The sequence below is a fragment of the Pseudomonas marincola genome, assembly GCF_900682675.2.
In the GTDB taxonomy this organism is placed as follows: Bacteria; Pseudomonadota; Gammaproteobacteria; order Pseudomonadales; family Pseudomonadaceae; genus Aquipseudomonas; species Aquipseudomonas marincola.
Genome location: NZ_LR215729.2, coordinates 4315651 through 4340357, shown reverse-complemented (window position 1 = coordinate 4340357; position 24707 = coordinate 4315651). Strand labels below are relative to the sequence as shown.

General features: G+C 58.3%; 16 protein-coding genes. 2 read left to right on the top strand and 14 right to left on the bottom strand.

Going from position 1 to position 24707, the window contains the following annotated elements; genetic code table 11:
• Positions 1 to 5 precede the first annotated feature (5 nt).
• The 4 genes from PMYSY11_RS19830 to PMYSY11_RS19815 all read right to left on the bottom strand — a co-directional run bounded on the left by PMYSY11_RS19830 (position 6) and on the right by PMYSY11_RS19815 (position 3741).
• Complete coding sequence (locus PMYSY11_RS19830; RefSeq protein WP_150547814.1) at positions 6 to 803, bottom strand: universal stress protein; 798 nt, start codon at positions 801 to 803, stop codon at positions 6 to 8.
• Between the two features lie 85 nt (positions 804 to 888).
• A complete protein-coding gene (locus tag PMYSY11_RS19825) occupies positions 889 to 1332 on the bottom strand; it encodes a YiiD C-terminal domain-containing protein (RefSeq protein ID WP_069898343.1) in 444 nt (147 codons plus the stop codon).
• A 123-nt stretch (positions 1333 to 1455) separates the two neighbouring features.
• Positions 1456 to 1890: a thioredoxin TrxC gene (trxC, locus tag PMYSY11_RS19820; RefSeq protein WP_069898342.1), complete on the bottom strand. Its 435-nt coding sequence runs from the start codon at positions 1888 to 1890 to the stop codon at positions 1456 to 1458.
• 60 nt (positions 1891 to 1950) lie between these two features.
• The gene (locus PMYSY11_RS19815; protein WP_069898341.1) at positions 1951 to 3741 is read right to left on the bottom strand and encodes an SLC13 family permease; all 1791 of its coding nucleotides are present in this window, start codon (positions 3739 to 3741) and stop codon (positions 1951 to 1953) included.
• Positions 3742 to 3964: 223 nt separating this feature from the next.
• Between PMYSY11_RS19815 and PMYSY11_RS19810 the strand changes: the two genes are divergently transcribed.
• Positions 3965 to 4663 (top strand): aspartate/glutamate racemase family protein, encoded by a 699-nt coding sequence (locus PMYSY11_RS19810; protein WP_150547813.1) that lies wholly within the window; start codon positions 3965 to 3967, stop codon positions 4661 to 4663.
• A 32-nt stretch (positions 4664 to 4695) separates the two neighbouring features.
• On the opposite strand, the gene selO is transcribed toward PMYSY11_RS19810, so the two are convergent.
• The 6 genes from selO to PMYSY11_RS19780 all read right to left on the bottom strand — a co-directional run bounded on the left by selO (position 4696) and on the right by PMYSY11_RS19780 (position 15663).
• Entirely contained in the window at positions 4696 to 6156 is a 1461-nt protein-coding gene (selO, locus tag PMYSY11_RS19805) for a protein adenylyltransferase SelO (RefSeq protein ID WP_150547812.1), read from the bottom strand.
• A 72-nt stretch (positions 6157 to 6228) separates the two neighbouring features.
• Positions 6229 to 9585: a mechanosensitive channel MscK gene (gene mscK / locus PMYSY11_RS19800; RefSeq protein ID WP_150547811.1), complete on the bottom strand. Its 3357-nt coding sequence runs from the start codon at positions 9583 to 9585 to the stop codon at positions 6229 to 6231.
• A 33-nt stretch (positions 9586 to 9618) separates the two neighbouring features.
• Positions 9619 to 11364, bottom strand: a complete 1746-nt coding sequence (locus PMYSY11_RS19795) for a potassium/proton antiporter (protein ID WP_069898337.1) — start codon at positions 11362 to 11364, stop codon at positions 9619 to 9621.
• 184 nt (positions 11365 to 11548) lie between these two features.
• Entirely contained in the window at positions 11549 to 13351 is a 1803-nt protein-coding gene (locus PMYSY11_RS19790) for an acyl-CoA dehydrogenase (RefSeq protein ID WP_150547810.1), read from the bottom strand.
• 81 nt (positions 13352 to 13432) lie between these two features.
• Positions 13433 to 14476, bottom strand: coding sequence for an NAD(P)H-dependent flavin oxidoreductase (locus PMYSY11_RS19785; protein WP_150547809.1), 1044 nt, complete (start codon positions 14474 to 14476; stop codon positions 13433 to 13435).
• Positions 14476 to 15663, bottom strand: coding sequence for a YbfB/YjiJ family MFS transporter (locus tag PMYSY11_RS19780; RefSeq protein WP_150547808.1), 1188 nt, complete (start codon positions 15661 to 15663; stop codon positions 14476 to 14478). The genes PMYSY11_RS19785 and PMYSY11_RS19780 overlap by 1 nt, the downstream gene beginning before the upstream one ends.
• 192 nt (positions 15664 to 15855) lie before the next feature.
• On the opposite strand from PMYSY11_RS19780, the gene PMYSY11_RS19775 reads away from it, so the two are divergent.
• A complete protein-coding gene (locus PMYSY11_RS19775; protein WP_069898334.1) occupies positions 15856 to 16692 on the top strand; it encodes a 23S rRNA (adenine(2030)-N(6))-methyltransferase RlmJ in 837 nt (278 codons plus the stop codon).
• An 89-nt stretch (positions 16693 to 16781) separates the two neighbouring features.
• Here PMYSY11_RS19775 and msrA read toward each other — a convergent pair whose 3' ends face one another.
• The 4 genes from msrA to aceE form a co-directional block, all read right to left on the bottom strand.
• Positions 16782 to 17429, bottom strand: coding sequence for a peptide-methionine (S)-S-oxide reductase MsrA (msrA, locus tag PMYSY11_RS19770; protein WP_150547807.1), 648 nt, complete (start codon positions 17427 to 17429; stop codon positions 16782 to 16784).
• Positions 17430 to 17551: 122 nt separating this feature from the next.
• On the bottom strand, positions 17552 to 19645 hold the full coding sequence (locus tag PMYSY11_RS19765; protein WP_420830066.1) for a putative bifunctional diguanylate cyclase/phosphodiesterase: 2094 nt from the start codon (positions 19643 to 19645) through the stop codon (positions 17552 to 17554).
• Between the two features lie 413 nt (positions 19646 to 20058).
• Positions 20059 to 22014 carry a dihydrolipoyllysine-residue acetyltransferase gene (gene aceF, locus PMYSY11_RS19760; RefSeq protein WP_150547805.1) on the bottom strand — a complete coding sequence of 652 codons (1956 nt, stop codon included), beginning with the start codon at positions 22012 to 22014 and terminating at the stop codon, positions 20059 to 20061.
• 11 nt (positions 22015 to 22025) lie between these two features.
• Positions 22026 to 24671, bottom strand: coding sequence for a pyruvate dehydrogenase (acetyl-transferring), homodimeric type (gene aceE, locus PMYSY11_RS19755; protein ID WP_150547804.1), 2646 nt, complete (start codon positions 24669 to 24671; stop codon positions 22026 to 22028).
• Between the last annotated feature and the right edge of the window lie 36 nt (positions 24672 to 24707).

The following is a 24707-nucleotide window of genomic DNA, read 5'->3' as shown; positions in this document are numbered from 1 at the left end:
GCGGTTTAGCGCACCACGAAAATGTCACACGGCGCCTTGTGCAGAAAGTGTTGCGCAAGGCTGCCGAGCAACGCTTGGGACAATGCGCTGCGGCCGTGACTGCCCAGCACCAGCAGTTCGCCGCGCCGGCTTTTCAGCTCTTCCTGCAAACCACGCAAAATCCCGCCTTGCTGCACGCTGTGAGTGAGCTTCGGGCCCTCTGCTGGCAGTTTCTCCTGCTCATCTTTGAGCAGTTGTTCGATCAACATGCACTGCATGCGGAACTCTGTCTCGTCCTTTTTCGCGCTGCTTTTCTCCGGGCAATAGACATGCAGTGCATGCAGCTCGGCGGTGGGCGGGAGCAGGCAATAGGCCTTTTCCAGCGCGCAGCAGGAGCACACCGAGAAGTCGAGCGCGGAGAGCGCGCGTTTGTACGGGCTGAATTCATCGCGCGCGACAACCAGCATCGGCACCGTACTTCTGCGCGCGATGCGGTCGAGGCTGGTGCCGTTGAAGAAGTCGTGGCGATTATGGTGGGCGCCCAACACCAGCAGGTCGCAGTCCAAGTCGATAATTTGCTGCAGCACCACTTCAGACGGCTTGCCGCCCATAATCACCCGGGCCGTGGAGTCCGGCGCATACTCAGCAATACTCATGTTCAGGCTCTTTTTGGCCTGGGTATGCTGCTGTTGGCTTTGGCTGGGGTTGAGTACGTGCAATACCGTTAATTTGGCATTGTGCTGCGCTGCCAGCTGGTTGGCGCGCTGCAACGCTAGATTCGCGGTTTCACGTAAGTCGTGGGCGATAAGGATGTGCGTGGTCATCAGTAAAAATCTCCTGCCGAGACAAGTCGGCAAATTTATTATGCTCCATGGCTTAGCCGCTAATAGACCCAAATCGGGTCTGGCATTAATAAGCCCTTAACTGATACTGACCGTGGCTCACTGCCACAATCTCCCCCGTTTCGTCGGTTAGCTCAAGCGCCAGCTCATACTCGGCCTTGCCTTCGCGTTCGGCTTGGTCCTGCAGCGCCACTATCTGCTCTTGGCTGAGCGTTGCCTCAACGAAAATATCGCTGCTGGCAGGGCGCCTGAATCGCAGGTTCATCTCTTTGATGATCGGGAAGAAGCGTTTTACATCGAAACTGGTGACGAACAATGCGCCGCCAGGGATCTCTGCCAATGTAAATAAAGCGCCTGCATACATGCTGCCAATATGGTTGGTGTTGCCCGCCAGGGGCATGCGTAAGCGCACAAAGCCCGGTTGCAGCGCTTCGGCTTTAAGGCCGCTGCGTTTTACGAAGGCTATTTGTTCTTCGGTCAGCTGGCGGGCGATTGCCTCGGGCATTGGCATATGTGCAGCCTCTTTATTTATTGTTATCGAATGCGGGCAGGGCGCTGAATAAGCGTTAACCCTGAGAATTGCAGATAACTGTATACGAGGTATTTGGCAACGGCTAACCGCTTTACGCCGGCTTCAAATATTCTGCTGTTTCAGCCAGTCGAGTAACTGCGTCATGTTCATGGCACCGCTGATTCTCGCCAGCTCACTGCCCTGACGGTAAAGAATCAGGCTGGGGATCGAGCGGATGCCAAGTTGGCCGGCGAGTTGCTGATTGGCTTCACTGTCGAGTTTGGCCAAGCGCGCGCGGCCACTCAGTTGCGCGGCAGCCTGGGTAAAAGTTGGCGCAAAGGCCTGGCACGGACCGCACCAGCTTGCCCAGACATCGACCAGTAAAGGCAGGTCGCCCTTAATCTGGGCCGCAAAGTTACTGGCGTTCAGTTCAAACGGGGTGTTGAGCAGTACGCTATTTTTGCAGCGCCCGCAGCGCGGCGCATCACTCAGCCGGTCGGCCGGAATACGGTTGAGACCATTGCAGCTGGGGCAGGGGATTAGTAACGGTTGTGTCATCTTCGGCTCCACAAGAATTACCTGCAATGTGCAGGCATCGTGCGCCGATATCAAGGGCTGCTACAGCGGCGTGAGTGGCCAGAATAGCGGGATGACAATCGTCGCGACGACCCAAAGCAGTAGATTAAGCGGAATGCCGACCCTCATGAAATCGGTAAACTTATAACCGCCCGCGTTATATACAAAGGTATTGGTCTGATAGCCGATGGGCGTGGCGAAGCTGGCGCTGGCGGCAAACATCACAGCGACCACAAACGGGCGCGGGTCGACGCCCAGATGCTGCGCCAGCCCGATGGCGATTGGGGTGACCAATACCGCAACCGCGTTGTTGGACAAAAGCTCGGTGAGTATCGATGTAAACAGGTAGATGAACGACAGCATCAACAGCGGCCCGGCCCACGGCAGCCAGCCCATGACGTTCTCGACCAGTATCTTCACCAGCCCGACTTTGTCCATGGCAATGCTGATTGCCAGCATGCCGAAGATCAGGCTGAGAATTTTCCAGTCGACGGCCTTGTAAGCATCCTCGACATCAAGGCAGCGAGTTGCCAGTACCGCGACCGCGCCAATGATGGCCAGGCCTTCAATCGGCATCACGCCGAAGGCGGCGAGCAGCATCACGGCCAATGTTGCGACGATTGCTATCGGCGCTTTATCACGGCGGAAGGCGCGTTCTTGCACGGCGTGCAGGCTGATCAGTTCACCGTTGTCGGCAAAGCGTTTGATCTGCGCGGGCGTGCCTTCTACCAGCATTACATCGCCAAACTGCAACTCGAAGTCATCGAGGTTGCCTTGCACATTTTCGTCCTGACGGTGCACGGCGAGCACGGCGATACCGTAGCGGGCGGTGAGGTCGAGGTCGCGCATCGGGCGATGGCTGTAGCGAGAGTTACGGCCCACGATGGCCTCGGCCAGAATGACATCATGGCTGCTGATGGTCTCGAATGCGTCGCTGCGATTGAACGTCAGGTGGCCGCTTTCGCGCAGCTCGACCACGTTCTTGACCTGACCGTGCAGCACCAGCCGGTCGCCCATTTCCAGCACGGTGTCGTGACCCGGCTCGGTTATTTCCAGCGCTTCACGGAACAGCTTGAGCACTTGCAGGCCGCTGCCGCCATTGAGGTTGGCTTCGCTGAGGGTCTTGCCGATAACCGGCGACTCGTGCGGCACCAGCAATTCGGTCATGAAGGTGCGGTCGAGATCAGGGCGCAGTTGGCGTGAGAGAGTGTCGCGATCTGGCAACAGGTGGCGGCCAACCAATAACAGGTAAGCCATGCCCGCAGTCGCCAGAATCAGGCCGGCTCCGGTGATCTCGAAAATCCCGAAGGGCGCAAGTCCGGCCTTGCGTGCCACGCCGTCGACCAGAATGTTGGTCGAGGTGCCAATCATCGTCAGCGTGCCGCCCAGAATTGTCGCGTAAGACAACGGGATAAGCAGCTTGGACGGCATGGTGCCAGCGCGACGGGCGAGGGAAATGGCCACCGGGGTGAGAATCGCCACCACCGGGGTGTTATTCAGGCAGGCGGAAATAACCAGTGCGGTCAGGGTCAAGCCGGTGAGCACACGTATCGGGCTGGTGCCGACCAGATTGCCCAGCCAGTTGCCCAGCGCATCAACGCAACCGGTGCGCTCCAGTGCTGCCGAGAGCACGAACATGCAGGCGATGGTGACTGGGGCGGAGTTGGACAGCACGCTGAGCACTTCAGCGGGCGTCAGCAGTTGGGTGATGAGCAGGGCTGCCACTGCGATTGCAGCGACGATATCCGGGCTCCACTTCTCACGAACAAAGGCGAACAACACCCAGACCAGCAGTGCGCCGACAAACAGCAACGGCAATGAAACCCCGAGCATTGATGTCCCAACCTTGAACCGTGGAAGTGGTGAGCTGGCGATGAGAGCCGGCACAAGGTCGCCAAGATAGTGGGCTTTGCTTAGATAGTCTAAGAATGTTTGGGCAGGTTTATATGCGATTTTGGATTAACCAAAACTGCTGTACTTTGGATATATGTGGCAACTGTCACTAGGCCCATTTATGCCTGGGTGTTAGTTTCAGTTTTTACCCGGAGGTGATGCGATGCAGCAACTAGGCGTAATCGGTGGCATGAGCTGGGAGTCCACGGCAAGCTATTACCGGCTGCTGAATCAGGGCGTTCGCGAGCGCGCCGGCGGTTTGCATTCAGCGCCGTTGCTTATGCATTCACTGGATTTCGCTCAGGTCGCGGCGTTGCAAAGCAGTGGCGACTGGAAGGCCGCGGGGGCGTTGTTGGCCGACAGTGCGCAGCGCCTGGAGCAGGCCGGCGCGACAGGTTTGTTGCTGGCCACCAACACCATGCACAAAGTAGCGCCTGTCATCGAGGCGGCCGTGTCGATCCCGCTTTTGCACATCGGCGATGCGGTGGGCCTTGCTTTACAGAATGCCGGTATCAAGCGGGCTGCCTTGCTGGGCACGCGCTTCACCATGCTGGAAGATTTCTACCGGTTGCGGCTGGCTGAACGTTTCGACATTGATGTGCGGATACCCAGCGAAGAGCAGATTGGCGAGATTGATCGGGTGATTTTTGCCGAGCTGTGTCGTGGTGTATTCACCGACGAGTCCCGCGCTTTTTACCTCGCGTGTCTTGAAGACATGCGGGCGCAGGGCTGCGAAGTGGGGATTCTGGGCTGCACCGAGATCGGCCTGCTGCTTGAGGGTGTCGAGGCTCCGCTGCCGTTGTACGACAGCACCGAGTTGCATGTGCAGATGGGCCTGGACTGGATGCTGGCCGGCGACTGAATAAAGCCCCCGGCAGCGTTTTCAGGCCAATGTCAGGATGAGCAACTGATCTCGAGGTGTTTGCCCCAGTCCGGCGGACGCTGGGCATAGCGCTCTTTGTCTGGCTGCTCATCGAATGGCTTGCTGAGCACCTCATGCAGTTCGCGCACAGGTGCGTAATCGCCCGCCTCAGCAGCCTCGATAGCCTCTTGCGCCAAATAGTTGCGCAGAATGTATTTGGGATTGGCAGCGTGCATCCGCGTGCGGCGTTGCTCTTGCGAGTCGCCCTCAAGCTGGCTTCTTGCAATGTAGTCGGCTGACCAGGCATCGAAGCCGGCAAGGTCGGTGAAGTCTTCACGCAAGCGTGCGCAGGCAGCCTCTGCCGTGCTGTCTCCGAGTTCGCGGAAAAACCGGGTGTAGTCAATCGCGCTGCTTTGCATCAGTTGCAGCAGGGTGCGGATGCGATCGCCATCGTTTTCATCGGCCGTGAGCAGGCCCAGGCGTTTGCGCATCAGATCCAGATAGTGGGCCTCGTACAGCGGCAGGAACAGCTCCAGGCTTTCACGCAGCTGATCGACGCTGACCAGCGGTGTCAGCGCCTGTCCCAGCGCCGCGAGATTCCATTGGGCGATTGGCACCTGATTGCTGAAGCTATAACGGCCGGTGTCATCCGAGTGGTTGCAGATGTGCCGGGCGTCGAAATCATCGAGGAAGGCGTAAGGGCCGTAATCGAAAGTGATGCCGAGAATAGACATGTTGTCGGTGTTCATCACACCGTGGCAAAAGCCGTAAGCCTGCCAGTGGGCGATCATTTCGGCGTTGCGTTCGATGATGGTCTTGAACATTGCCAGATATGGCTCGGGCTCGCTTCGGCACTCGCTGTAATGCGCGTCGAGTACGTGATCGACAAGTTGTTTCAGCAGCTCGTGCTGCTTGGTGTAATAGAAATACTCGAAGCTGCCAAAGCGCACATGGCTGCGGGCCAGGCGCAATAGCATGGCGGCATTTTCACGCTTCTCGCGCCACACCGGCGTGCTCGAACTGGTCACGCACAGCGCCCGCGATGTGGCGATGCCCAGCGCATGCAGGTGCTCGCTGGCGAGAAATTCGCGGATTGAACTGCGCAACACCGCGCGGCCATCAGCCATGCGCGAATACGGCGTCGGGCCTGCGCCTTTCAGGTGCAGATCCCAATGTTCGCCGCTGTCATTGAGCACTTCACCGAGTAACAGGCCCCGACCGTCGCCAAGGCGCGGCGTGTAGCCGCCGAACTGGTGGCCGGAGTAAACCATCGCCCGCGGCTCGGCTTCACTCCACAGCTTGTGGCCCGCGAATATCTCAGTGAACAGCGGGTTATCCAGCTCCTTGGGGTCAAGGTCGAGCAGCGTAGCAGCGCCCAAACTGGCGACTACCAGCTTGGGGTCACTGATCGGCTCGGGATTGACCTCGGTCGAAAAGCTATCGCCTAGGCGGGCAAAGCGATTATCGAATGTCAGGTCGGTGAGTAACTTCAAAACCACACTCCAGCAAAACGGTGGCCGTCGGCAAGAAGGCCGACGGCGTTAACACCGACAATAACGCCATGCTCAGTTCGGGTCGACCGCTGGCGGCTGCTTGTTCAGATCATCGGGCTGTTTTTGCTCCGGCTCGTCACTGATGAAGCTGGTCTTACCGGTTTTCAAATTGAGTTCGAGGCCTTTCAAGCTCTTCACTGAAACATCGAGCTGATTGAATGCCATCTCGACATTGTTCTCGCGGAAGCTCATGGCGATTTTGGTTAACAACTCGTCGGTGGCGGCGTTGCGATCAGCCAGTTCGCGCACATGCACGCGCAGCTCGTAATTGAAGGTGCTGGCGCCAATGCTGAGGAAGAACAGCACCGGTTCCGGGTCGCGCAGAACCCGCGGATTATCCATGGCCGCCTGCATCATCAGCTTGCGTGCCAACTCAAGATCCGCCTCATACGCCAGGCCAATCGTGATGATCACGCGGGTGATCGTGTCATTCAGCGACCAGTTGATCAGTTGGTCGGTGACGAAGGTTTTATTCGGCACGATGATTTCTTTGCGATCAAAGTCGGTAATCGTGGTGGCGCGAATGCGGATACGGCTTACCGTGCCGGACAGGTTGCCGATGGTCACTACGTCGCCAATTCGCACCGGACGCTCGAACAGGATGATCAGACCGGAAATGAAGTTGGCAAAAATTTCCTGCAAGCCGAAACCCAAGCCGACTGACAGAGCTGCTACCAGCCACTGCAGTTTGTCCCAGCTCAAGCCCAGGGTTGAGAGGGTGATAACCGAGCCGAGGCCGACAATGACGTAAGAGAGCAAGGTTGTGGTGGCATACGCGCTGCCTTGCGCAAGTTTCATCCGCGACAACACCAGCACTTCCAGCAGGCCCGGCAAGTTGCGGCCCAGCGCGATGGTAATACCGATTATCAGCAGCGAGCTGAGTACGTCACTGAGGCTGATCGGTACAACGCTGGCCGTGGCGCCCGAGCCCGTGCTGTATTCGTAGAGCGTGACGTTATCCAGGTAGGAGAACACTGAAATCAAATCGGCCCAGACCAGATACAACCCAACCACGAAGGTACCCACCAGCGCGAGTCGAATCAGGCGTAGCGATTGCTGGTTGATCTGGTCGATGTCGAGCGTGGGCTCCTCTACAACAACGTCAGAGCCGTCGGAGTCTTCCTGCGCCTGGCGTTTGCTCAGCGCGCGTTGATAAGCAAGGCGCCGGGCCGCAACTGCCAGACCACGGATCAGCGTGGCTTCGATGATGACCCAGAATATCAGCAGGTAAATGGTGTAGATGAGTCGGTCAGTCAGCCTCAGCGCGGTGTAGTAATAGCCAAATCCAACGGCGATGATCAGCGCCAGTGGCAGCAGACTGAACAAGCAGCCGATCAGGGTGCGGAAGGTCGATGAGTTTTCGCGGGCTGGCCCGCTGATCAGCAGTTTGTACAGCAGCCACGCCATAAGGGCGTAGCAGGAAATAACCACGCCGATGCCAATAACGTCATTGGCTAACTCAGCCGGTTGGCGTTCGGCCACGGTAACCACTGCCACCAGCGCAATGACCACAAGGCCGAGGTAGCGAATTTGCCGGTGCAGGAACGCGACATTGGGCTTGCCCCAACGGAAATGCAGTTCTGCAACGCCGCCCGGCGAGAGAATCCGGTAGCAGGTATAAAACACTAACCACGCGAATGCCATGCCGTAGAGCGCCGAACCCAGGTTGGCGTTCTGTCCGCGTGCATCCATTTGCAGGGCAAAGCCGCAGAGCCCGAAGAACAAGGCACCCGGCAAAGCCAGCAGGACATTCAGCAGCAACGCCATTGGCGTGTGCAATTGACCGTCACGCTTGTAGTGGCCAATGTCGTGGTGCAGCTCCTTGAGCTTCTTGTAGATAATCCCCCGGCGCCAGAGCAGGAAGCTGATCAGCAGCAACAAGGGCAGGAACAGCAGCGGTCGCTCGACCAGCCCTGCGCCCAGCTCTTGAGAGCTCGAGCGCCAGGGCAGTTCGGATAACTGGCGCTGGAGGCGCGCAGGCATTTCCTCGAACCAGGAGATATCAAGTGGTTTGTTGCTGGGGATCCAGAACAATTGCTCGTCGAGTGTCTCACGCAAGGTTGTAACGCTGGTTTGCAGTTGCTTCTGGTTCAACTGCAAGGTAATCGACTCGTTGAGGACTGCGTTCAGTTCACGATTGAGTCGGTCCAGCAGGTCACGACGGGTCTGGATCAGTGACGTCAGCGATGTTTTGACTTCGGGCGTGACTTCTTCGGCAGGCTGCTTGGCGAGTTTATCTTCAACGTAAGTGTCGGGGTTGCTGATCTGCTCGCGGGCTTGGTTGAGTTCGAATTGGTAGAGGCGAATATCGGCAATGTCGTCACTCAGGCCGGCGTCGATCTCGAGCGAGGGCAGGGCTTTTTTCTGCTGGTACAGAACTTTCGACAGCAACAGGCTGCCTTGCAAAACGTTGATCTGTTCGTCCAGCGCCTGATCAATCTGATTAAGCGAGTCGAGCTTCTGCTTGGTTTGCAGGTTCTTCTGGGTAAGCTGATTGAGCCGGTCAGTCGCACGCAGCAGGTAATCTGAATATTTCAGATTCAAGCTGCTCTCAAGGCTGAGCAGTTTGTCTGAACCGGCTTTCTCGGCCTCCAGCGACTGCTCGCTAACGGTTTGTTGCGACTGTTCGCGGCGTTTGTCATTGATCAGCGTTTGCAGGTCTATCAGCTCTTGCTCAAGGCGCTTGATGCGCACTTCGAGCAGGTCGCGCTGGCTGCTGCCGAGGTCCTGCAGCAGGCTGTTGCCGCTCAACTCCTGGCGGCGCAACTCGGTTTGCGCATTGAGCTGATCGACTTCAGCATTGAGCTGGTCGCGCATTTCGCTGCTGAGGGCTTTGCCATCCATCTTGCCGGCTTTGAGGATGCCGGCAATTTCGCGGGCGCGAACCTGATTGCTGCTGATTTCGGCCTGTGCACGTTCCGGGCGGGTTTGTGCGGTAATGATCAGACTATTGGCTTCAATAATGTCTTTCTGCCATTGAGCCAACTGATTACTGCGCTCGTTGATCAGTTGCTCAAGGTCGGACACTTTGCTGTTGGCGTAGCGTTCCTGAACTGGCGTCGGCGTGCTGCCTTTCAAACGAGCCAGCTCACGTTGGGCCTCGCCAATCAGGCGTGGCGCTTCATCGAGCCGGGCCTTGAGGTCGTCGAGTTTCTTGACGCTGTCTTTTTGCGAATTGAGCAGGCTCAGGGTTTTTTCCAGAACCTGTTTCAGCTCGGCCGCATCCGCTTCCGGCAGATTACGCTCGCTGATGGTTTCCAGGCTCCGCTGGACATCCTCGCTTTTAGGCGTTTGCGCCGCGTGGGCCATGGGCATGGCCACGCTAAGGCCAAGAAGAATAGATAAAGCAACGCTACGAATTGATGGCATGGGCGCTATCTGGCGACTCTGAGTGATAAACAGTTAGAGAAACAAACCCGGGCTGGGGCGGCTACCTTCCGGAAATTTGACCCCGACCTTGCGAATTTTATTGCCTTCCATGGTGGCGACCGTCCAGGTCAAACCTTGCCATTCGACCTGATCGCCTACGACAGGTTCACCGCCGATTTCCTGCGCGATAAAGCGGCCCAGCTGCTGGTTGCTGTCGGCTTCACTGACCTTCAAACCGTACAGCGCGGCCACGGCGGAAAGTTCGGCATCGCCTTCAAGTACGAAGTCACCAAAGAAGCGTAGATCCTGTCCGCGCTTCGGTGCCTGACTAAACAGTTTTCCCAGCGCCGGCAGATCATGTTCGTGACCGATGACGCAAAGCATGTCGCCAGCCTCGAGCCGGGTACTGCCTGACGGGTGGAGCAATTGCTGATTGCGGAACAAGGCGCCAATGCGCGTTCCCTGCGGCATTTTCAGCTCGCGCAGCGCCGCGCCGATGCACCATTTTTCGGCGCCCAGACGATAGATGAACAATTCCCACTGGCTCGTCGGGTGCACCTCAAGGCCGGTGCGCGATACCGGTGCCGGCTCTGGCGGTACAGTCACGCGCAGCAACTTGGCGGCCAGCGGCAAACTGCTGCCTTGCAGAAGCAGCGAGACCAGAACAATAAAGAAGGCCACGTTGAAGAACAGTTGCGCATTTGGCAGCCCGGCCATGAGCGGGAACACCGCGAGAATAATCGGCACGGCGCCGCGCAAACCGACCCAGGCGATAAACACCCGCTCGCGGTCGTGGAACGCGCGAAATGGCATCAGGCCGAGGAAGATCGACAGCGGCCGCGCAAACAGAATCATCCACAGCGCCAAACCGAGTGCAGGCAGCGCAATGGCCAGCAGCTCATGCGGTGTAATCAGCAAGCCAAGTACCAGGAACATGCCAATCTGAGCCAGCCAGGTCAGGCCGTCGAGCATGTGCAGAATGCCGTGGCGCGAGCGAATCGGCTGATTGCCCAGCAGCAGACCGCACAGGTAAATCGCCAGAATGCCACTGCCGCCGAATGCCGTGGTAATGGCAAAGATCATCAGGCCGCCACTGACTACCAGCAAAGGGTAGAGCCCGTTGGCCAGCGCCATGCGATTGACCAGATTGAGCAGCAGCCAGCCGCCGCCCAGACCCAATATGCCGCCCAGACCGAATTGCAAGACCAACTGCATCAGCAAGTCCCAGCTAAAGCCGGTCTGGCCGCTTGATAGCATGCTGATCAAAGTGACAGTGAGGAACACCGCCATCGGGTCGTTGCTGCCGGATTCGATTTCGAGGGTGGCGCTGACACGTTCGTTGAGGCCGCTGCCACCGAGCAGGCTGAATACGGCGGCGGCGTCTGTTGAGCCGACGATAGCGCCGATCAACAGGCCTTCCATCAGGCTCAGATCAAACAGCCACGCGGCGGCGACGCCGGTGAGCCCGGCTGTGACCATTACCCCGACAGTTGCCAGTGATAACGAAGGCCAGAGCGCTACGCGGAAACTCGACACGCGGGTGCGCATACCACCATCGAGCAAGATGATCGCCAGTGCCAGGTTGCCTACCAGATAGGCCAGCGGGTAATTGTTGAAGACGATGCCGCCCGGACCGTCGACGCCGGCGAGCATGCCGACCGCGAGAAAGATAACCAGGATCGGGATGCCGAAGCGCGAGCCGAAGGCGCTGACCAGAATGCTCAACGCAACCAGCAATGCACCAATCATGAACAGGCTGTTGATGGTGCTGGCATCCAAGGGCACGTACTCCATATGCAGAGGAAGGTCGCGCCATGAAACTATGCATTGCGCGTGCCACTGATTCTAACCTGTGGCCCCGCAATTGGGTTAGCAATTGGCGTAAACAATTGCCTGAAAACTGTACCTAATGCTTGCGATGCGCCGGTTGCGAGTGACAACCGGCGCACCACGTCCGGCTGTTTCAGAACCAGTTGTCCTGCATGTTCAGGCAGGTGTCGTCACGCGCTTCCAACAGGTCTAGGTCGTGCTGGCAGGCTGGCACTTCCCATGTCAGGAAGTAGCGCGCAGCCTGTAGCTTGCCCTGATAGAAGTCGGTGTCGGCAGGGTTGCCGTGCGCCAGACCTTGCTCAGCGCGAATTGCCTGTTCCAGCCAGCGCCAGCCAATCACGCAGTGGCCGAACACCTTGAGGTACAAGGCCGAGTTCGCCAGCCCCTGATTAACCTTGCCGCTCATCAAATCACCCAGCAACGCCAGGGTGACTGCCGACAGGCGTGCCAGTAACTGCTCAAGTGGTTGGCGCATTGCGTCAAGCGAGGTGAAGCCTTTGGCTTGCTCACAGCATTGTTGGATCAGCTTGACCAACTGCTTGAGCGCCGCCCCGTTGTTCATCGAGATTTTGCGCCCCAGCAAGTCGAGCGACTGGATGCCGTGAGTGCCTTCGTGAATCGGGTTCAGGCGATTGTCGCGGTAATACTGCTCCACGGGATACTCGCGGGTATAACCGTGGCCGCCGAGAATCTGAATCGCCAGTTCGTTCGCCTTGAGGCAGAACTCCGAAGGCCAGGATTTGACGATTGGGGTCAGCAGGTCGAGCAGTTCCAGCGCGCTGCTGCGGGCCTCTGCGGTTTCAAGCGTCTGCGTGTCGTCAAACAATCTGGCTGCGTACAGGCCCAGATCAAAAGCGCCTTCGACATAAGCTTTCTGGGTCAGCAACATGCGTCGCACGTCGGCGTGCTCGATGATCGCAACCTGGCTGCTGGTCGGGTCTTTGCCGTCTGGCAGTCGGCCTTGCGGACGCTGACGGGCGTAGTCGAGTGAATACAGGTAACCGGCATAGCCGAGCATGACCGCGCCCATGCCAACGCCGATCCGCGCCTCGTTCATCATCTGGAACATGTAGGCAAGGCCATGATGAGGTTTACCTACCAAGTAGCCCACACATTCGCCGTTATCGCCGAAGTTCAACGCTGTTGAGGTAGTTCCGCGCCAGCCCATCTTGTGAAACAGGCCTGCCAGCAGAACGTCATTGCGCTTACCAAGCGAGCCGTCATCGTTGACTAGAAACTTGGGCACGATAAACAGCGAGATGCCTTTTACGCCAGGCGGTGCATCCGGCAGTTTTGCCAGCACCATGTGCACAATGTTGTCTGACAGCGGATGGTCGCCGCCGGAGATGAATATCTTATTGCCCTTGAGCCGGTAAGTGCCATCTGCTGCTGGTTCGGCCCGCGTGCGGATATCCGACAGCGATGAGCCCGCGTGTGGCTCGGTGAGCGCCATAGTGCCGAAAAAGCGCCCGTCGATCATCGGTTGCAGGTAGCGCTGCTTTTGGTCTTCGTTGCCGAACGCCTCGATCAGATTGGCCGCGCCCATCGTCAGCATGGCGTACGACGAGGTCGCAATGTTGGCCGACTGGAAGTGGGCGAAGCAGGCCTGAGACAGCAAATTGGGCAACTGCATGCCGCCGACGTCGAATTCGCGGGTGGCATTCAGAAAACCAGCCTCAAGGAACGCATCGACCGCCGGCTTCACTTCCGGGATTAGCGTCGCCGCGCCATCAACGTATTCGGGCTCGTTTTCATCGTTCTTGCGGTTGTGCGGTGCGAACAGGTTTTCGGCGATGCTGCGCGCCGTATCGATTGCCGCGTTGAACGTTTCGCGGCTGTGCTCGGCAAAGCGCTCGCGCTGGGTAAGGGCCTCGGCATCCAGCACTTCATAGAGCTCGAAAGCGAGGTTGCGGGCGTTAAGCAGCGTCTCGGACATGGTGGGGCCTCCTGTTAATGAGGCCGAGTCTAGGCAGGCGCATCCGCTCTGCCCAGCATTATCAATTGGCGTGATAAAGCTTCACATGCTTAATCCTGCAGCCAAAGCCGCAGTGATCTGCGCGGCGGGCACGGCCTTGCAACCCATCAGGTTTTGCCCGGCCCAGAGCGGTGAGCAGTCGCTACGCCCGAGCTTCTCGGCTGCGCTGCGCAGCGGCGCAATGGCGGCGCTGGCCAGCGGAAATTCAGGTGCCTGGTCAGGCTGCGCGCCTACTGTGCGAATGAGTTGATTGACGATTCCGCGTGCCGGGCGACCGCTGAACAGGGTGGTTAGTGTTGTTTTAGCGCTGTCGGGGCTTTGCAGGGCAGCGCGATGTACGTTGCTGATGGTTGCCTCGGGCGTGAGCAGGTAGGCGCTGCCAACCTGAACGCCTGCGGCGCCCAGTTGCATCGCCGCGCTTACGCCGGCGGCATCGCTGATTCCGCCGGCAGCGATCACCGGAATGCTGACGGCGGCAACAATCTGCGGAACCATTGCCAGCGTGCTGAGTTGGGTGCTGAGGTCCATGTCGAGGAAGATTCCGCGATGTCCGCCAGCCTCGAGGCCCTGAGCAATAATCGCATCCACGCCTCGTGCTTCAAGCCAACGCGCTTCGGCAACTGTCGTGGCGCAACCGAGAATTTTGGCGCCGCTGCTTTTTACCCGTGCCAGCAACTCAGGAGCCGGCAGGCCAAAGTGAAAGCTGACCACGGCAGGGCGCAACTCATCCAGCACATCGGCCATTTCGCTGCTGAAGGGCAGGCGGCTGGCGCCGGCAGGAATGTTTTCAGGATCGATTGCGTACTCGGTGAAAAATGGTTGGAGCAGCTCGCGCCATTGTTGTTCGCGAACCGGGTCGGCGGCCGGCATTTGATGGCAGAAGAAGTTGACGTTGCAGGGCGCGTCTGTGAGCGCCTGCAGGGCTGTTAGTTCGCGACGCAAGGCATTTGCGTCGAGCATGCCGGCAGGCAAGGAGCCGAGTGCGCCGCTTTGGCATACAGCTGCCGCCAGACGATGGTCTTGGGCGCCCGCCATCGGCGCCTGGATAATCGGCAGTTTTACCCCAAGCAGTTCGGTCAGGCTCATCAGGTTGCATCCTTTGTACGCGGAATCATTAACGTCCAGCATAACCCCCAAAGCAGCGCACCGGCACCAATGCCGAAGCACTGAGTGAGCGTGGCGCCGCTCTCCAGCGCCTGCGCGCAAATCCACGGCCCCAGTAGTTGGCTGGCGCCATACAGGGCAATCAGTGCTGCGGAAAGGCGCGGGCCCTGATGCGGGTGCAGGGTGCGGGCCAGACGCTGAGTCAGGAAAACCGTGCCGATAAAGCTGCCGCCCACCAGCACGCCACACATCACGATACCGAATGCGCCCGGCCATATCATCGGTGCAGCGGCGCCCAATGCCTGCGCTGCGTAATTGCACACCAGCGCGCGGCGATCACCTAAGCGAGCGCCGAGGCTATTCCACAAGGCTATCGAAACCAGGCTGGCTGTTGCGGTCCAGACCCAGGCGCCACTCAGCAATGGGTCGTTGGCGGGCAGTTGCTCGCGGGCAAGTGACGGCAAGAACGTCATCGGCAGGATGTAGCCCAGCCCGGCCCCGGTATACGCCAGAAACAGTGGAATACTGGCGCGGTCGAACAGCGATGTACGGCTCTGTGTATGAGTGTTTGCTTGCGGCTGGATCGTCAGGCGCCTGAGCAGCACGATGCTCAGAATTGCCAGCGGAATACTCAGCAACGCCATCGGCCACCATCGCGCCGCACCGCTGAGCCATTGTGCGGGCCAGGAAACGGTAGCGCTGGACAGTAACAAGCCGCCGCCGAGGCCCAGATAGATCAGGCCGCTCAGCCTCGTGCGCTGGTGCTGGGCCAGCCATTCAAGTACCAATGCAGGTGCTTGCACAAACACCACGCCATTACTGATGCCGTTGGCGAGGCGCAGCCAGAGCAGGCTTTGGTAAGAATCAGCACCTACCTGCGCAAAAGTTACCAAGGTGTTCACGATTAGCGCCAATGGCAGGGCGATACGCATTCGCTGCGGCGCATGCAGAATCAGTGCGAGCAGGGCGCCAAGCAGATAGCCAATGTAATTTGAGGTCGCCACCCGCGCGCCTTGTTCCAGCGTCAGCAGGCCATCGCTTACCAGGTAGGGAAGCAGCGGTGTGTAGGCAAAACGGCCGAGGCCGTGAACCACCATCAGTGCACTGGCACCCGCCAGCAGGGCAACGAAAATTGAGTGTTTGGGCAGTGTGTCAGGCAGTGTTCTCATCGCAGGTCCGTCTTTTGGCGGGCTAAACCATAACGGCAGTTGTGCGGGTGATGCCAATTTTTCCGCAGTTTTACGACTTAAGTCGCGGGCTCTTGATGTTGTCCAGACGCTGCGCTCATCGGTTTTGCAGCCAAACAGGCAAGGCGAAAACTCAGCAAACGGTTAAACTATCGGGCTTCAAGGAGCCTTTTCATGAATTACCGTCACGCCTTCCATGCCGGCAACCACGCCGATGTTCTCAAGCACCTGGTGCTCAGCCGTCTGTTGCTGTTGCTGTCTCGCAAGGAGGCGCCTTACGCCTACCTCGACACCCATGCTGGTCTTGGCTTGTACGATTTGACGGCCGATCAGGCTACCCGCACCGGTGAATGGCGTGACGGCATTGGCCGGCTCTGGGAGGCGGATGATCTGCCGGCGGCGTTCAATGAGTACTTCGGTGTGCTGCGGGCGATGAACCCGGACGGTCAGTTGCGTTACTACCCGGGCTCGCCCGAGTTGGCCCGCCAGTTGAGTCGTGAGCAGGATCGCCTGCAATTCAACGAAAAACACCCTGAAGACGGTCGCTTGCTGAAAGAGAACATGGCGCATGACCGGCGCACAGCCGTGCATCTTGGGGAGGGCTGGTATGTGCCGCGCGCGCTGTTGCCTACTCAGGAAAAACGCATGGTGATGCTGATCGATCCGCCGTTTGAGCAGGCCGATGAGTTGGAGCGCTGTGTTGAGTCCTTGAATGATGCGATTGGTCGTATGCGTCAGGCTATCGTCGCCATCTGGTATCCGATCAAGGATGAGCGCCAGTTACGCCGCTTCTACAACGACTTGAGCAAGAGCAACGCGCCGAAGTTGCTGCGCGCAGAGTTGTTCGTGCATCCGGGCGATGACGCTCAGCGCCTTAACGGCTCTGGTCTGGTCATCAGTAACCCGCCTTGGGGGCTGGAAGACGAGCTGCGCCAAATTCTGCCCTGGCTTGCCAAACGACTGGCTCAAAGTGAAAGCAGCTGGCGTCTGGACTGGCTGATCGCCGAGTAATCTCGGCACGCTCAGCTCAAGCCTTTGTGCAGGTCTTGAGCTGAGTGCGCTGTAGCAGGTACGCGCCCGAAGCGGGCGCGCGCTATCAGTTACGCTGGCAGGCAGACACCGGTGCCGCCAATCCCGCAGTAGCCTCCCGGGTTCTTCGCCAGATACTGCTGATGGTAGATCTCGGCGTAATAGAACGTCGGCGCCATAGCGATCTCGGTGGTGATTTGCCCGGCATCGGCCTTGTCGAGTTCTGCCTGGTAAACCTGCTTGCTGGTTTCGGCCTGTTCCAGTTGTTCCTCATTGAAGCAATACAGGGCTGAGCGGTATTGGCTGCCCTGATCATTACCCTGACGCATGCCTTGCGTTGGGTTATGCGACTCCCAGAACACTTTCAACAGCGCCGGGTAGCTGGTTAGTTTCGGGTCGAAAACCACCAGCACAACTTCCGCGTGCGCGGTGAGGCCCGAGCAGGTTTCTTCATACGTCGGGTTCGGCGTATGGCCGCCCGCGTAACCCACTGCGGTGGTGTAAACGCCAGGTTGTTGCCAGAAGCGCCGTTCGGCTCCCCAGAAGCAACCGAGGCCGAAAATGGCCATTTGCATGCCAGCCGGGAAGGGCGCCTGCAACGGGTTGCCATTGACATAGTGGGCGTCGGGCACTGCTAGCGGGGTATCGCGCCCCGGCAATGCTTGTTCGGCCGTAGGCAGCTCAAGTTTGTGAGCCAGAATTTGCGAGCGCAGAACCATGTGCCATCCCTCAATCTATGTGTCTGTCTGCAAGTAGACCACTGCATTGGCGTGGCGTTACATGCGGATTATTCATCGACCAGTGTACTGCAGGTTTGGCGGCGTCTGCACGGTTGTCTTGTCTAGCGTTTGGGCGTCGTAGTGTAGTGCTGTAAGTGGGTGATAAGTGTGCTGCCGGATATGGGCGGGTCAAACAAGTAGCCCTGGCCAATGTCGCAGCGCTGGTCACGGAGAAACTTCAATTGCGCCTGAGTCTCGATGCCTTCGGCAACGACTGTAAGTTTGAGCTTGTGGGCCATGGCGATGACGGCTGAAGTGATTTCGCGGTCGTCTTTGCTCTGCGGAATATCCTTGATGAAGCTGCGGTCGATCTTGATCACATCAATCGGGAATTTCTTCAGGTAGCTGAGCGATGAGTAGCCGGTGCCAAAGTCATCCATGGCCAGCGTGATTCCCAGTTGTTTGAGCTGGGCCAACTGCGTGTGGGTGCTGTGGGTGGCTTCCAGCAGCAGGTTCTCGGTGAGTTCTATTTCCAGCAATTTCGCCGGCATTTGTTCTTGCATGAGAATCGACTTCAAGCAGTCGACCAGATCCGGATCAGCAAACTGGCGCGGCGACATGTTTATCGCAATCGGCAAATCGGCGAATCCGGCATCGCGCAGCTGCGCACTCATTTTGCAGGCCTGACGCGCGACCCATTTGCCGATGGACACGATCATTCCTGTCTCTTCGGCGACGCCAATAAACTGATCGGGATTGATCAGGCCTTTCTGCGGGTGATACCAACGTAACAGCGCTTCCAGACCCACCAAACGGCCGCGTTTCAGGCAAAACTTGGGCTGGTAGAAAACCTTTAGCGCATCCTGGCCCAGTGCGAGGCGCAGGTTGTTTTCGACGAACTGCTTGTAGTCTGCCGCGGTATGCAGCTCGGGGGTGAAGGTTTGGAGCTGATTTTTGCCATTGGCCTTGGCTTTATGCAGCGCCAGCCCGGCATGTCGCATCAGTGCCTGCGGCTTGGTTTGGGTGCCGGTATCTATGGCCAGACCAATGGATGCAGTCACGCCTATCTGCTGGTTGTCCAGCGTCAGCGGCATCTCCAGCGTGTGCAGTATCTGCAAGCCAATCGCCTGACACTGGCGGGTACTGAAACCGTCGAGCAGGATGGCAAATTCATTGCTGGCGATGCGCGCCATCACGCAGTTGCCAGTGACGCTGCTGCGCAACCGTTCGGCCAGGCTGGCCAATAATTGATCGCCCGCGTCATTGCCCATGCTGTCATTGATGCGCTTGAAGTTATCGATATCCACCAGCAGCAGGCCAAGTACAGTTCTGCCGCTGTTTGCGCAATGCTGCTCCAGCTCGCGGAAAAAGCCGTAGCGATTATCCAGCCCGGTAAGCGGGTCGGTGAACGCCAGCTTGTCCATGTTTTCCTGTTCGTTGTGGTGCTCACCCACGTCTTCATAGGTGCCTACATAGTAGGTGAAGCGACCACAGGCGCTGATACGTCTGGAAACCGACAGGAGACACCTGAGCGGCAGCTGATCTTTACGCCGGCAATTGAACTCCACCTGCCAGTTATTGCGGGCGTTGAAATGCGCCTCGATATCCAGTGCCTGGCTCTCTGCGTCTGCGGCAATCAGCTGGCGAATGGGTTGCCCGTGCATTTCGGCCGCCGTGTACGCGGTCATGCGGGTGAAATCGGGATTCACGTATTCGATGTGCGCGTTTTTGTTGAAGATCACCACGGCGCGTGGGCTTCGCTCAACATCCCGAAACTGGACTGGCCAACTGCCAAGCTCGGGCGTCAGGGGCAGGTCGATCAACAGGTAACCGCGTAAAACCGGTTGCCCGTCCTGCACGATCAGCTCTCCCCGCTCCTTGAGATGCAGTTGGCCATTGGCGGTATTCACGGTGTAGCTCACCAGATAAAGCGACTGTTGCTGCAACTGTTCCTGAATCACCTTATGCAGATGCTCGCGCGTATCCGAGTCCATCAGGCTGGCGAACGCCGTGGGCGGTTGTTGCTGATTGGCGTCTGTGCAGAGTTGCGCGGCCGATAGCCCCAGCTTGTTTTTGCAGGCGTTATCAATGCTGAGCATCGGCCAGGTTTTCAGGTTCCGCCGTTCAAAGCTGATGATATCCAGCCCCGGTGATACTTCAGGCGGCGCAGCTTTCACTGTAGGCGGATCTAATAGCGATCTTGGGACATTTCTCATGCTGGCTTCACGTTCCATATGCTGGCCAAACAAATTGGCTTCCCACGTCACTGTGGGGCAGAAGGTCTCAACAATAGTGCAGTTGTCAGAGGTGGCGCATGGCGGAATATGTTTAGCCGAATGTTTCCTCTGCAAGACCCTTTCCCAGTCATCCACGGGCTAGAGCCCTTGCGGTGCTCTGTAAAAAATCACGCTGTTGGCGTGGTCGTGTCTGTCTGGTCTTGATTTCAAGTATCTCGCACATCGTATCCGGCGTGGTTGACCGCCATCACGCCAAGCAAAACGGCAAAACTCAACTGTTCAGAGTGTGCGGCGCTCGACGCCATAATTGATAAATAGCCCATAAAAAACCCCGCCAATAGGCGGGGCTGAGGAACGAGCGTGGCATGCTCGATAGGTACAACAGGGTAGCGTTACAGCAACATGGTGCGGATATCCGCCAGCACATCGCCGAGGCGCTTGGTGAAACGGGCTGCAGCAGCGCCATTGATCACGCGGTGATCGTAGGACAGAGACAGCGGAAGCATCAGTTTTGGCTGGAAAGCTTTGCCATCCCAGACCGGCTGCATGGTGGCTTTGCTGACACCCAGAATCGCAACTTCAGGGGCGTTGACGATCGGTGTGAAACCGGTGCCGCCAATGTGACCGAGGCTGGAAATGGTGAAGCAGGCGCCTTGCATGGCATCCGGCGACAGTTTCTTGTTGCGGGCCTTGTCAGCAAGGTCTGCTGCTTCGGCTGCAAGCTGCAACAGGCTCTTCTGATCAACATCACGGATAACCGGTACCAGCAGGCCGTCCGGGGTGTCTACAGCGAAGCCGATGTGCACGTACTTCTTGCGGATGAACGCTTTGCCGCTAGGCGCGAGCGAGCTGCAGAAGTCCGGCATTTCCTTAAGCATGTAAGCACAAGCCTTGAGCAGCAGTGGCAACACGGTCAGCTTGACGCCGGCCTTTTCCGCGACCGCTTTCTGCGCAACGCGGAAGGCTTCCAGCTCGGTGATATCTGCCGAGTCGAACTGGGTGACGTGAGGCACGTTCAGCCAGCTGCGATGCAAGTTGGCAGCGCCAATTTGCATCAGGCGCGTCATCGGAACTTCTTCGATTTCACCAAACTTGCTGAAGTCGATTGCCGGAACCGCTGGGATACCAGCGCCGCCAGTAGCCGCTGCCGCCGCAGGCGCCTGTTTGGCCTTGTTCATCATCGACTTGACGTAAACCTGCACGTCTTCTTTGAGAATACGACCTTTAGGGCCCGTGCCAGGCACATCACCAAGCTCAACGCCAAACTCGCGAGCGAGCTGACGCACTGCCGGGCCTGCGTGCACTTTCGCGCCTTTGGCTGCCGGTGAAACAGCCGGTGCTGGTGCTGATGCCGCAGGCGCTTGAGCTGGAGCCTTCGCCGGGGATTTTTCAGGCGCGGCAGCAGGCGCTTGCTCAGCAGCAGGTGCGCTTTCAGCAGAGCCCGCTACTTTCAGCTTGAGAATCAGGTCGCCGGTGCCGGCCTCGTCGTCGAGTTTGACCTCAACGCTTTCCACCACACCTGCAGACGGCGATGGCACTTCAAAGCTGGCTTTGTCCGACTCGAGGGTGATCAGCGACTGATCAACTTCGATGGTGTCGCCGGCCTTGACGAAGATCTCGATGATCTTGCCTTTGGCATCTGAACCGGTGTCCGGGATGCGAACTTCTTCAACCGAAGAACCCGCAGCCTTGGCCGGAGCAGCTGCTTTTTCAGGCGCGGCGGCGGGTGCTTTGGCAGGCTCACTGGCGGCGGCCGCAGCCGGTGCAGCGCTGCCTGCCACTTTCAGTTTGAGGATCAGGTCGCCGGTGCCGGCTTCGTCGTCAAGTTTGACCTCAACGCTCTCAACCACGCCCGCAGACGGGGACGGCACTTCAAAGCTGGCTTTGTCCGATTCGAGGGTGATCAACGATTGATCAACTTCGATGGTGTCGCCGGCCTTGACGAAGATCTCGATGATCTTGCCCTTGGCATCTGAACCGGTGTCCGGAATGCGCACTTCTTCAACGCTGGAGCCAGCCGCTGCCGGAGCAGGTGCCTCAGCCTTGGTCTCTGCTTTAGCCTCTTCCTGCGCAGGTGCGGCAGGCTCGGCTTCTTTGGCAGGTGCTTCGCTGGCGCCTTCTACTTCGAGCTCAAGCAGTTCGTCACCTTCTTTCAGGGTGTCGCCCAGCTTGACCTTGATGCTTTTGATAACCCCGGCTTTAGGCGCCGGGATTTCCATGCTGGCTTTATCAGACTCAAGGGTCAGAAGGCTCTGGTCGGCTTCAATGCGGTCGCCGACCTTGACGAACAACTCGATAACTTCACCCTCACCGCTGCCGATGTCGGGTACGCGAATCAATTCACTCATCGTTTCGCTCCTTAGCAGTCCAGTGGGTTGATTTTTTCAGGGTTGATGCCGAACTTGGCAATGGCTTCAGCCACTACTTTAGGTTCGATATCACCGCGGTCTGCCAAGGCTTCAAGAGCTGCCAGCACGACCCAGTTACGGTCGACTTCGAAGAAGTGGCGCAGCTTCTTGCGGCTGTCACTGCGGCCGAAACCGTCGGTGCCGAGCACTTTGTACTCTTTGCTTGGGACCCACTGGCGGATCTGGTCAGCAAACAACTTCATGTAGTCGGTGCTGGCGATAACCGGGCCTTTACGGCCAGTCAGGCACTGCTCGACATATGACTGCTCTGGCTTCTGCTCCGGGTGCAGGCGATTGCGACGCTCCACAGCCAGGCCATCGCGGCGCAGTTCGTTGAAGCTTGTCACGCTCCAGACATCAGATGCCACGTTGAACTCATCGCGGAGGATTTTCGCCGCTTCGCGAACTTCACGCAGGATCGTGCCGGAACCCAGAAGCTGGACGTGATGCGCGGCTTCTTTGCTGTCTTCTTCGAGCAGGTACATGCCCTTGATGATGCCTTCTTCGGCACCTTCAGGCATGGCTGGCTGCTGGTAGGCTTCGTTCATCACGGTGATGTAATAGAAGATGTTCTGCTGCTCTTCCATCATCTGGCGCGTGCCTTCACGGATGATCACCGCCAGCTCGTAGCCGTAGGTTGGATCGAACGTGCGGCAGTTCGGAATGGTCGCCGCCATGATGTGGCTGTGACCGTCTTCGTGCTGCAGACCTTCACCGTTGAGCGTGGTGCGACCAGCAGTACCGCCGATCAGGAAGCCACGGGTGCGGCTGTCGCCAGCGGCCCAGGCCAGGTCGCCAATACGCTGGAAACCGAACATCGAGTAGAAGATGTAGAACGGCAGCATCGGCTGGTTGTGGCAGCTGTAGCTGGTGCCCGCGGCGATGAACGAGGACATCGCGCCGGCTTCGTTGATGCCTTCCTCGAGAATCTGGCCTTTCTTGTCTTCGCGGTAGAACATCACCTGATCTTTATCGACCGGCTCGTACAACTGGCCTACAGACGAGTAGATACCAAGCTGACGGAACATGCCTTCCATACCGAAGGTACGGGCTTCGTCCGGGATGATCGGGACGATGCGCTGGCCGAGTTCTTTGTCCTTGACCAGTTGCGCGAGAATCCGCACGAAAGCCATGGTGGTCGAAATTTCACGGTCGCCCGAACCATCCAAAATTGCTTTCAGAGTGTCGAGTGGCGGCGTTGGAATGCTGAAGCTGTTGGCGCGGCGCTGCGGCACGAAACCGCCCAGTGCTTCGCGGCGCTTGGACAGGTATTTGGCCTCGGCGCTGCCTTCTTCCGGCTTGAAGAACGGCAGGTTTTCCAGTTGATCGTCATTGACCGGGATGTCGAAGCGATCGCGGAATTTGCGCAGGCTGTCGACGTCCACCTTCTTGGTGTTGTGCGCGGTGTTTTTGGCTTCGCCAGCACCGGTACCGTAACCTTTGATGGTCTTGGCCAGAACGACGGTTGGCTGACCTTTGTGGTTGACCGCATCGTGGTAAGCCGCATAGACCTTGTACGGGTCGTGGCCGCCACGGTTGAGCTTCCAGATTTCGTCATCGGAAAGGTCGGCAACCATCGCCTTGAGTTCTGGCGAGTTGAAGAAGTGTTCGCGAACGAAGGCGCCGTCTTTGGCCTTGTAGTTCTGGTATTCACCGTCGATCACTTCATCCATACGGCGCTGCAGGAGGCCGTCGGTGTCTTTTGCCAGCAGTGGGTCCCAGAAGCGGCCCCATACAACCTTGTTGACGTTCCACTGTGCACCGCGGAATACGCCTTCGAGTTCCTGAATGATCTTGCCGTTGCCGCGAACCGGGCCGTCGAGGCGCTGCAGGTTGCAGTTGATAACGAAGATCAGGTTGTCGAGCTTCTCGCGGCCAGCCAGCGAAATGGCGCCGAGCGATTCCGGCTCATCACATTCGCCGTCGCCCAGGAAGCACCAAACCTTCTGCTTGCCAGCAGGGATGTAACCACGGTCTTCCAGGTACTTCATGAAGCGCGCCTGGTAGATCGCCTGAATCGGGCCAAGGCCCATCGACACGGTCGGGAACTGCCAGAAGTCAGGCATCAACCAAGGGTGTGGATAAGATGACAGGCCGTTGCCGTCGACTTCCTGACGGAAGTTGATCATCTGCTCTTCGCTGATCCGGCCTTCCATGAAGGCACGGGCATAAATGCCTGGCGCAACATGGCCCTGGAAGTAGATAAGGTCGCCGCCGTGTTCATCAGTCGGCGCCTGGAAGAAGTAGTTGAAACCGATGTCATACAGCGTCGCACTGGAGGCGAAGCTGGAAATGTGGCCACCTAGATCGGGGTCGGTCAGGTTGGTGCGCATCACCATTGCCATTGCGTTCCAGCGAACCAACGAGCGAATGCGGCGTTCCATGAACAGGTCGCCAGGCATGCGTGCTTCGTGGGTTACCGGGATTGTGTTGCGGTAAGGCGTGGTGATCGCGTAAGGCAGCTGTGCACCGCTGCGCGTTGCCAGTTCACCCAGACGGGTCATCAGGTAATGTGCGCGGTCTTCACCCTCTTGGTCGAGGACTGACTCAAGGGCGTCCAGCCATTCCTGGGTTTCGACGGGATCGAGGTCTTGCATGGCTTGCTCCAGGGCTCAAAGGCTTCCAGAATCGGA

Excerpts from the sequence above, each read along its gene's own strand:
- msrA (WP_150547807.1), bottom strand. The coding sequence starts at position 17,429 with ATGGTTCTGCGCTCGCAAATTCTGGCTCACAAACTTGAGCTGCCTACG.
- PMYSY11_RS19780 (WP_150547808.1), bottom strand. The coding sequence starts at position 15,663 with ATGAGAACACTGCCTGACACACTGCCCAAACACTCAATTTTCGTTGCC.
- PMYSY11_RS19810 (WP_150547813.1), top strand. The coding sequence starts at position 3,965 with ATGCAGCAACTAGGCGTAATCGGTGGCATGAGCTGGGAGTCCACGGCA.
- PMYSY11_RS19765 (WP_420830066.1), bottom strand. The coding sequence starts at position 19,645 with ATGAGAAATGTCCCAAGATCGCTATTAGATCCGCCTACAGTGAAAGCT.
- mscK (WP_150547811.1), bottom strand. The coding sequence starts at position 9,585 with ATGCCATCAATTCGTAGCGTTGCTTTATCTATTCTTCTTGGCCTTAGC.
- trxC (WP_069898342.1), bottom strand. The coding sequence starts at position 1,890 with ATGACACAACCGTTACTAATCCCCTGCCCCAGCTGCAATGGTCTCAAC.
- PMYSY11_RS19815 (WP_069898341.1), bottom strand. The coding sequence starts at position 3,741 with ATGCTCGGGGTTTCATTGCCGTTGCTGTTTGTCGGCGCACTGCTGGTC.
- PMYSY11_RS19825 (WP_069898343.1), bottom strand. The coding sequence starts at position 1,332 with ATGCCAATGCCCGAGGCAATCGCCCGCCAGCTGACCGAAGAACAAATA.
- aceF (WP_150547805.1), bottom strand. The coding sequence starts at position 22,014 with ATGAGTGAATTGATTCGCGTACCCGACATCGGCAGCGGTGAGGGTGAA.
- PMYSY11_RS19775 (WP_069898334.1), top strand. The coding sequence starts at position 15,856 with ATGAATTACCGTCACGCCTTCCATGCCGGCAACCACGCCGATGTTCTC.
- PMYSY11_RS19830 (WP_150547814.1), bottom strand. The coding sequence starts at position 803 with ATGACCACGCACATCCTTATCGCCCACGACTTACGTGAAACCGCGAAT.
- PMYSY11_RS19790 (WP_150547810.1), bottom strand. The coding sequence starts at position 13,351 with ATGTCCGAGACGCTGCTTAACGCCCGCAACCTCGCTTTCGAGCTCTAT.
- aceE (WP_150547804.1), bottom strand. The coding sequence starts at position 24,671 with ATGCAAGACCTCGATCCCGTCGAAACCCAGGAATGGCTGGACGCCCTT.
- PMYSY11_RS19785 (WP_150547809.1), bottom strand. The coding sequence starts at position 14,476 with ATGAGCCTGACCGAACTGCTTGGGGTAAAACTGCCGATTATCCAGGCG.